Origin of the sequence: Streptomyces hygroscopicus subsp. hygroscopicus (assembly GCF_001553455.1) — a bacterium.
Classification (GTDB): Bacteria; Actinomycetota; Actinomycetes; order Streptomycetales; family Streptomycetaceae; genus Streptomyces; species Streptomyces hygroscopicus.
In genome coordinates this window covers 1-9,325 of record NZ_BBOX01000523.1, presented here as the reverse complement: position 1 = coordinate 9,325, position 9,325 = coordinate 1, and the positions used below count along the sequence as shown (strand labels likewise).

General features: G+C 72.0%; 6 protein-coding genes. All 6 read right to left on the bottom strand.

Annotation, left to right across the window (positions count from 1 at the left end; genetic code table 11):
- Positions 1-480 precede the first annotated feature (480 nt).
- Entirely contained in the window at positions 481-2,925 is a 2,445-nt protein-coding gene (locus tag AXW62_RS37925) for a PQQ-dependent sugar dehydrogenase (protein ID WP_079115984.1), read from the bottom strand.
- Between the two features lie 283 nt (positions 2,926-3,208).
- Complete coding sequence (locus AXW62_RS37920; protein ID WP_060948368.1) at positions 3,209-4,216, bottom strand: sugar phosphate isomerase/epimerase family protein; 1,008 nt, start codon at positions 4,214-4,216, stop codon at positions 3,209-3,211.
- Positions 4,217-4,229: 13 nt separating this feature from the next.
- The gene (locus AXW62_RS37915; protein ID WP_060948367.1) at positions 4,230-5,420 is read right to left on the bottom strand and encodes a Gfo/Idh/MocA family protein; all 1,191 of its coding nucleotides are present in this window, start codon (positions 5,418-5,420) and stop codon (positions 4,230-4,232) included.
- Between the two features lie 58 nt (positions 5,421-5,478).
- Entirely contained in the window at positions 5,479-6,531 is a 1,053-nt protein-coding gene (locus AXW62_RS37910) for a substrate-binding domain-containing protein (RefSeq protein WP_060948366.1), read from the bottom strand.
- Between the two features lie 8 nt (positions 6,532-6,539).
- Positions 6,540-7,541, bottom strand: coding sequence for an ABC transporter permease (locus AXW62_RS37905; RefSeq protein ID WP_370682970.1), 1,002 nt, complete (start codon positions 7,539-7,541; stop codon positions 6,540-6,542).
- A gap of 71 nt (positions 7,542-7,612) precedes the next feature.
- Positions 7,613-9,142 carry a sugar ABC transporter ATP-binding protein gene (locus tag AXW62_RS37900; RefSeq protein WP_060948365.1) on the bottom strand — a complete coding sequence of 510 codons (1,530 nt, stop codon included), beginning with the start codon at positions 9,140-9,142 and terminating at the stop codon, positions 7,613-7,615.
- Positions 9,143-9,325 lie beyond the last annotated feature (183 nt).

The following is a 9,325-nucleotide window of genomic DNA, read 5'->3' as shown; positions in this document are numbered from 1 at the left end:
GAGCAGCAGCGCGGCCCCGACGGCGGCGAGGCGCGCCCCGCGCCGGGCCCCGGAGCGAGAAGGGGCGCGGGCCCCAGACCGGACCCCGGAGCGCGATCCGGCGCGGGCCCCGGAACGGGCTCCGGAACGGAAACCCGCTTCGGAACCGACGCGGGCCTCAGAGCGGAAACCAGCGCGGGCCACGGAACGGGCCCCAGAGGGCGCCCCGGCGCGGGATCCCGCTCCGAATCCGGCGCGGAGTCCGGCGCGGAGTCCGGCGCCGAGGCCGGAGCGTGCCTCCGGCCCGGAGTCGGGCCCGGTGGGCTGCGGAGAAGAGTGCGGGTGCATATCCGTCGTGCTCCTTCCTCCCGGGCCGGGGGCCGCCGCGCACGGCCGCCCCCGGCCCCGGTCGTCAGCTCGTCAGCTCGTCGGCTCAAACAGCCCGTCAGCTCATCAGCTCGTCAGCCGTGCCGATAGGCCGTCAGCCGTGCCGATAGCCCGTCAGCCGGTGCCGATCGTGAAGTCGTCCACGTCGAACAGCGCTCCCGCGCCGCCCTTGAAGACGAGACTGAGCGTGGTGCTTCCGGCCGGGGGGTTGCGCAACGTCGTCTTGACGTCCTGGAACGTCTCCCAGCCGCCGGTCACCGGCACGGTGACGGTGCCGAGCAGCCGTCCGGTCGGGGACCCGCTGTGGATCTCGAGTGTGCCGCCGGCGCCCGCCGAGGAGACCCGTGCGGTGAAGTCCTTGGCGTTGCGGAGGACGTACGGGGTGAAGGAGATCCAGTCGCCGTTGTGGATGTCGCCGACCGTCTTGCCGCCGTTGGCCGGGGCGTGGGAGATCACCGAGACGCCCTCGCTGTCCCCGTAGTGCTCGGCCTGCCGGTGCTTGGGCTGGACGATGCTCTGGTCATGGGTGGTCAGCGGCGGCTGGCCGCCCCCGCCCCCGTCGGTGTACTCGGCGTCGAAGACCCCGAAGATGTTGGCGTTGGGGTCGTGCTCCCCGTCGGCGTTGGTCTTGATGGTGCCGGAGCAGCCGCCTGCCGAGGTGACGGGGTGGCCGTGGCTGTCGTGGCCGAGGATGTAGGTGACCTTGACCTTGGCGCAGTCGATGGTCCGGTCCTCCGGGTCGGTCACCTTGACCTTGAACGGGACCTCGTCGCCGAAGCTGAACAGCTGGCCGTCGCCGGGCAGCTGGAGGGTCACCTTGGGCGCGGTGTTGCCGACCGTGAGGTGCACACTGGCGTTGGCGGTGCGGCCGGTGGGGTCCTTGACCGTGAGGGTCGCGGTGTAGGTGCCGTTCTTGCGGTAGGTGTGGATGGGGTTGGCGGCGGCGGAGGTGGTGCCGTCGCCGAAGTCCCAGTGGTAGGCGAGGGTGTCGCCGTCGGCGTCGGAGGTGCCCGCCGAGGAGAAGGCGACCTTCATGGGGGCCCGGCCGGAGGTGCGGTTCGCGCTCGCCTCGGCGATGGGCGAGTGGCCGTCGGTGGCGTTCTCGATCCGGTAGAGCGCGGAGTGCTCGTCCCCGTTGAAGTAGCCGAGGCCGTAGTCGAGGACGTACAGCGCGCCGTCCGGGCCGAAGGCCGAGTCCATCACCTGGGTGCCGGACCACGGGAAGTCGTTGATCTTCTGCACGGTGCCGTCGGCGCCCTGCTCGATCCGCTTGATCCACTGGCGGCCGAACTCGCCCGCGAAGAAGTCCCCGTCGTAGCTCTCGGGGAACTTGACCGGTGAGTCGAGTGAGGCGTCGTAGCGGTAGACGGGCCCGGCCATCGGCGATTCGGAGCCGGCGCCGAACTCGGGCACGGAGTCGTTGTCGTACGGGATCCAGGCGGGCTGCGCGGGCGGCAGGTCGGTGAGCCCGGTGTTGTGCCGTGAGGTGTTCTTCGGCGCGGCGCAGTCGAAGGTGTCGCCGGAGGTGCCGGTGGCGAAGTCGTAGTCCAGGTACGGCTTGTTGTCGGCGATGCAGTACGGCCAGCCGAAGTTGCCGGGCTTGGTCACCCGGGCGAACTCGACCGCGCCACCGGGGCCGCGCTCGGGGTTGGCGGCTCCGGCGTCCGGGCCGTAGTCGCCGACGTAGACCGTGCCGGTGGCCTTGTCCACGCTGATCCGGAAGGGGTTGCGGAAGCCCATCGCGTAGATCTCGGGCCGGGTCTTCTCGGTGCCGGGCGGGAAGAGGTTGCCGTCCGGGACGGTGTACGAGCCGTCGTCGGCCACCTTGATCCGCAGGATCTTGCCCCGCAGATCGTTGGTGTTGCCCGCCGAGCGCCGGGCGTCGTAGGCGGGGTTGCGGTTCTGCCGCTCGTCGATGGGGGTGAAGCCGTCGGAGGCGAACGGGTTGGTGTCGTCGCCGGTGGACAGGTACAGGTTGCCGTCGGCGTCGAAGTCGATGTCGCCGCCGACGTGGCAGCAGATGCCCCGGGAGGCGGGGACGTCGAGGACCTTCTTCTCGCTGGCGGTGTTCAGGGTGCCGTCGGCTTCGAGGGTGAAGCGGGAGAGGCGGTTGACACCGTCGAACGTCGCGAAGTCGGCGGCCGTGCCCTCATCGGGGGCGTCGCCGGCGGGGGTGTCGAGCGGGGGCGCGTAGTACAGGTAGATGGCGCGGTTGTCGGCGAAGCCGGGGTCGATGCCGACGCCCTGCAGCCCTTCTTCGTCGTGCGAGTAGACGGGGAGCTTTCCGGACACCTTGGTGTTGCCGCCCGGGTCGGTCAGCCACAGGGTGCCGTCGCGCGAGGTGTGCAGCACCGAGCGGTCGGGGAGTACCGCGAGCGTCATGGGCTCGCCGGTCTCCGCCACCCCCTTGGCGAGGGTGACCTGCTGGAACTCCTCCGCTGCCGAGGCGGGTCGGTCCGCCCCGGCCGCCGGAGCGGTGAACGCGAGCCCGGCGCCGACGAGCAGTCCGCTCGTGACGAGCGCGAGGGGCCCGCGCAGTCGAAGCCTTTTCCTGTGCACGCTGATCCTCCGTGGCAAGAGGGGGGTACGGGCGGGCCTTCAGGCCGCCGGGACTGGCACAGGCGCGCGCCGTCGCGCCGGGGTGACCGGTCCGGGAAGAGGGGCCCCATGTGACCGGTACATCTCAAAGGACGGTAGCGGGGTTTGTCCGGTCCGGAAACCCCTTTGACACAAAGCGGCTTTGCCTTCATCCACGGGCAGGACAAAGCTGGATGGGGGCGCGGTGTGCCGTCCCCCACCCAGGGAGCCCTCGGGCGGGTACTCGGTCGCCGGCCGGGCCGCGCTACTTCTCAGCGCTCCCGAAGGCCGCGTCGAAGGACGCCGTCGGCGGGTCGAAGTCGAAGCTCTTCAGCCGGGCCAGCGCCTCCGGGGCGCCCATGAGCCGGTCCATCCCGGCGTCCTCCCATTCGACCGACACCGGACCGTCGTATCCGATCGAGCGCAGCATCCGGAACACGTCCTCCCACGGGACGTCGCCGTGGCCCGCCGAGACGAAGTCCCAGCCGCGGCGGGGATCGCCCCAGGGCAGATGGGAGCCGAGGCGGCCGTTGCGGCCGTCCAGCCGCTTCCTGGCCTCCTTGCAGTCGACGTGGTAGATCCGGTCCCGGAAGTCCCACAGGAAGCCGACCGGGTCCAGGTCCTGCCAGACGAAGTGGCTGGGGTCGAAGTTGAGCCCGAAGGCGGGGCGGTGGCCGACGGCCTCCAGGGCCCGGTGGGTGGTCCAGTAGTCGTAGGCGATCTCGCTGGGGTGCACCTCGTGGGCGAAGCGCACGCCCTCGGCGTCGAAGACGTCGAGGACGGGGTTCCAGCGCTCGGCGAAGTCCTGGTACCCCCGCTCGATCATGCCGGGCACCACCGGCGGGAACATCGCCACCAGATGCCAGATGGAGGAGCCGGTGAAGCCAATGACGGTGCGGACCCCGAAGGCGGCCGCGGCGCGGGCCGTGTCGGCCATCTCCGCGGCGGCCCGCCGCCGGACGCCCTCCGCCTCGCCGTCGCCCCAGATCCGGGCGGGCACGATGGCCCGGTGGCGCTCGTCGATGGGGGAATCGCACACGGCCTGGCCGACCAGGTGGTTGGAGACGGCCCAGCAGTGGAGTCCGTACTTCTCCAGCAGCCGGCGCCGCCCGTCCAGGTAGCCGGGCTCGCCGAGCGCCCGGTCCACCTCGAAGTGGTCGCCCCAGCAGGCCAGTTCCAGGCCGTCGTAACCGAAGTCGCGGGCCAGCCGGCAGACCTCCTCCAGGGGGAGGTCGGCCCACTGGCCGGTGAAGAGCGTGAAGGGTCTGGGCATACGGTCCTCCTCCTCAGGCGGGCACGGGTGTGTAGACGCAGTTCCGCTCCGCGCTGTCCTCGACGGCGGCGAGCACCCGCTGCACCTGGAGCCCGTCCTCGAAGGAGGGCGCCGGCGCGGTCCCCTCGGCGACCGCGAGCACCATGTCCCGCGCCTGGTGGACGAAGGTGTGCTCGTAGCCCAGGGCGTGGCCCGGCGGCCACCACGCCTCGAGGTAGGGGTGCTCGGGTTCGGTGACCAGGATCCGGCGGAACCCGGAGTCGGCGGCGGGCTCGGTGTGGTCGTGGAAGGACAGCTCGTTGAGCCGTTCCAGATCGAAGGCGAGCGAGCCGTGATCCCCGTTCAGCTCGATCCTGAGCGAGTTCTTACGGCCCGCGGCGAAGCGGCTGGCCTCGAACGACGCCACCGCGCCCGAGCCGAACCGCCCGGTGAACAGCGCCGCGTCATCGACCGTGACCGGTCCGCGGGCCGCCCCGCCCGCCCCGGAGCCGCCGGGCCCGGCCACCGCCCCGGCGGGCAGCGGCCGCTCCCGGATGAACGTCTCGGTCAGCGCCGAGACACCGATCAGCCGCTCCCCCGCCAGATACTGCGCGAGGTCGACGATGTGCGACCCCAGGTCGCCGAGCGCCCCGGAGCCCGCGTACTCCCGCCGCAGCCGCCACACCAGCGGATACTCCGGATCGACGATCCAGTCCTGCAGATAGGTGACCCGCACATGCCGCAGCACGCCGATCCGCCCCTCCGCCACCATCCGGCGGGCCTGGGCGATCGCGGGCGCGCGGCGGTAGTTGAAGCCCACCATCGCCACCTGTCCGCGCTCCCCGGCCCGCCGCGCCGCCTCCACCATGGCCTCCGCCTCGTCCACGGAGTTGGCGAGCGGCTTCTCGCACAGCACGTGCTTGCCCGCCTCCAGGGCCGCGATGGCGATCTCGGCGTGGCTGTCGCCGGGGGTGCAGACATCGACCAGCTGCACATCGTCCCGGGCGATCAGCGACCGCCAGTCGGTTTCGGCGGCGGCCCAGCCGTGCCGGTCCGCGGCGGCCCGTACGGCGTCCGCGTCGCGCCCGCAGACGGCGGACATCACGGGGCGGGCGGGGAGGTCGAAGACACGGCCGACGGTGCGCCAGCCCTGGGAGTGGGCGGCTCCCATGAAGGCGTAGCCGACCATGCCGACGCCGAGCGTCTTCGCTTCAGGACTTTCCATGGGACTCCTTCTGACGATGCGAACCGACGCGAAGTGGGGGTCTGGCCCTTCGGGGGGCTCAGCTGAATCCCGTGGGGAGGTACTCGTCCACGTTGTCCTTGGTGACGACGGCGGAGTAGAGGGTGAGCGAGGCCGGGATCTCCAGCTCCGCGAGCCCGCCGACGCCCTTGCCCTGGCCGAGCGCGCGGGCGAGGTCGATGGCGGAGGCGGCCATGGTCGGCGGGTAGAGCACGGTGGCCTTCAGCACGGTGTTGTCGGCCTTGATGGTGTCCATGGCGCGTTTGGCGCCCGCCCCGCCGACCATGAGGAAGTCATCGCGCCCGGCCTGTTTGATGGCGCGCTCCGCGCCGACGCCCTGGTCGTCGTCGTGGTTCCACAGGGCGTCGAAGTGGGAGTGGGCCTGGAGCAGTTGGGCCATCTTGGACTGGCCCGACTCGACCGTGAACTCCGCGGCCTGACGGCCGACCTTCTCGATGTTGGGGTAGTTCTTCAGGGCGGCGTCGAAGCCCGCCGTGCGCTGCCGGGTCAGCTCCAGGTTGTCGATCCCGGCCAGCTCGATGACCTTGGCGTTCTTCTTCCCCTTGAGCCGCTCGCCGATGTAGTGCCCGGCGTTGAGGCCCATGCCGTAGTTGTCGCCGCCGATCCAGCAGCGGTACGCCTGTGCGGAGGCGAAGACGCGGTCGAGGTTGACGACCGGGATGCCCGCCCGCATCGCCTTGAGCCCGACCTGGGTCAGCGCCTTGCCGTCGGCGGGCAGGATGACCAGGACGTCGACCTTCTTGTTGATGAGGGTCTCGATCTGGCCGATCTGCTGGGCGGTGTCGTTGGAGCCCTCGGTGCTCTCCAGCGTGACGTCCTGGTACTCCTTGGCGCGCCGCTTGGCCTGCTCGTTGATGGCGTTGAGCCAGCCGTGGTCGGCCTGGGGCCCGGCGAAGCCGATGGTGACCTCCTTGCCGGGCTTGTCGTCGGCCGTGTTGGCGGCCGGCTTGCTGTTCCCGTCGCTGTCGTTGTTCTCGTTGCTGGTGCACCCCGCGGCGAACAGCGCGCCCGCCGCGGCGGTGCCCAGGAGCAGGTTTCTGCGACTGGTGGCGGAGCTCTTGGCGTCCCTCATGACGTGCCTCATGGCGTCGAACGACCCTTCTGTACCAGGACGGCGGCGACGATGATCGCGCCCTTGGCGATCTGCTGGACATCGCTCTGGAGGTTGTTCAGGGCGAACAGGTTGGTGATGGTGGTGAAGACCAGGACGCCGAGGACCGAGCCGGTGATGGTGCCCCGGCCGCCGCTGAGCAGCGTTCCGCCGATGATCGCGGCGGCGATGGCGTCGAGTTCGTAGAGGTTGCCGTTGGTGTTCTGGCCCGAGCCGGTCAGGACGACCAGCATGAAGGCGGCGATACCGCAGCACAGCCCGGAGAGCAGGTACAGCATCAGCCGCTGCCGTCTGACGTCGATGCCCGCGAGCCGGGCCGCCTCCGCGTTGCCGCCGATGGCGACCGTGCGCCGGCCGAAGGTCGTCCGGTTGAGCACCAGCCAGCCGAGCACGGTGACCGCGGCGAAGATCATCACCAGCGGCGGGACGCCGAGGACGTAGGCGTCCGGAAGCCCCAGGTCCAGCACCGGCTCGACGGTGACGACCTGCGTCTTGCCGTCGCTGATCTGCAGGGCGAGCCCGCGGGCCGAGGCCAGCATCGCGAGGGTGGCGATGAACGGGACCATCCCGCCATACGCGATGAGCACCCCGTTGACCAGTCCGCAGCCGAGCCCCACCAGCACCGCGCACAGCAGGATGCCGCCGAGGCCGTAAGTCTGTGTGGCCACGGTGGTGGCCCACACCGAGGCCAGGGCGACCATCGCGCCGACCGACAGATCGATGCCCCCGCTGGTGATCACGAAGGTCACGCCGACGGTGACGACGCCGATGACGGACGCCTGGGTGAGCACCAGCTGGAGGTTGTCGGTGGTGAGGAACTCATCGGGCTTGGTGAAGCCGCCGACGGCGATCAGCACCGCCAGCACCCCCACCAGGGAAAGGTTGCGCAGATCGGCGAGGCGCCGCAGCCTGCTCAGGGGGTCGGCGCCGGTGCGGCCGGCCGGCGGTTCGCCGGCCGGACCGGCGGTCAGCGTGGCGCCCGCGCCCGGCACCGGCGCGGGGTCGGCCGGGGTGTGGGGTGCCGGCCTGCTCCCGGGTGAATTCACGACGGGCTCCCTTCCATGACGAGATCGAGGACGCGGTGCTCGTCCAGCTCCCGGGCGGGCGCCGTATGGACGACGCGGCCCTCGCGGAGCACCAGCACCCGGTCGGCGAGGCCCAGGACTTCGGGCAGTTCACTGGAGACGAGAAGGACGGCCATCCCCTCGTCGGCGAGCCGGCGGATCACGGCGTACAGCTCGGCGCGGGCGCCGACGTCCACCCCGCGCGTCGGCTCGTCCAGCAGCAGCACCCGGCAGCCGCGCAGCAGCCAGCGGGCCAGCACGGCCTTCTGCTGGTTGCCGCCGGACAGGGTGCGCACCGGACGTTCGGGGTCGTCGGGGTGGAGCGACAGATCGCGGACACACCGGCGGGCCGCCGTCCGCTCCGCGCCGCGGTCCACCCAGCCGGCGCGGGAGAAGCGGGCCAGGGAGGAGACCGAGACGTTGCGGGTGACGGACTCCAGCATCAGCAGCGCCTGCGCCTTGCGCTCCTCGGGGGCGAGGCCGAGCCCGGCGCGCACGGCGGCGGTCACACTGCCGGGGCGCAGCGGGCGGCCGTCCACCAGGACCCGGCCCGAGGTGGGCCGGCGGGCGCCGTAGACGGTCTCCAGGATCTCGGACCGCCCCGAGCCGACGAGCCCGGCCAGCCCGACGATCTCGCCGGGCGCCACGTCGAGGTCGACCGGGTCGAACTCGCCCGCCCTGCCGAGCTTTTCCAGCCGCAGCACGGGTTCGGCGGTGGCGGCCGGAGCGGCCGTGGCGCGGCGCGGGAACGCGTGCTCCACGTCCCGGCCGGTCATCAGGGCCACGACCTCGCGGGTGGGGGTGGTCCGGGCGGGCAGGCCGCGGGCGGCGGCGCGGCCGTCCTTGAGCACGGTGACGCGGTCGCCGATCCGGCGGATCTCCTCCAGCCGGTGCGAGATGTACACGACGGCGACCCCGGCGGCGGTGAGATCGCCGACGATCCGGAAGAGGTTGTCGACCTCGTCGGGGTCGAGCGCCGCGGACGGCTCGTCCATCACGATCAGCCGGACGTCATGGGAGAGCGCGCGGGCCATGGAGACGATCTGCTGTCCGGCCGCGGACAACTCCCCGACCAGCCGCCCCGGGTCGATCTCGGGGTGGCCGAGCCGGGTGAGCAGGGCGGTGGCGGCGTGGCGGGCCGCACGGGCGCGGACGAACCCGGCGGTGGCCATCTCATGGCCGAGGAAGACGTTCTCGGCGACGGACAGCCCCTCCACCAGGTCGAGTTCCTGATAGATGGTGGCGATCCCCAGGCGCATGGCGGCGACGGGCGACTTGAGGGTGACCGGCGCGCCCTGCCAGCGGATCTCGCCGCTGTCGGGCTGGTGCGCCCCGGCGACCACCTTGATCAGGGTGGACTTGCCCGCGCCGTTCTGGCCGAGCAGACAGTGCACCTCGCCCGCTTCGACTTCGAGGTCGACACCGTCCAGGGCCCGTACCCCGGGGAAGGACTTGGTGATCGCGGACATGGTGAGGAGCGGGCGCGGGTCGGGTGGTGCCGGTGCCATGGCGGGCCTCCTCGGCGGTTCGCTCGTTGCGGTGCGGGGCGGGGCGGGGCGCTGGGCGGTGCGGGTCGCGGGGCGGTGCCGGAGCCGGTGCGGACGCGGACGCGGCCACGCGGGCGGGGCGCGACGGGGTGCGGCGCGCACGGCACGGTGGCGCGCGGCGCGGCGCGTTGTGCGGCTCGGTGG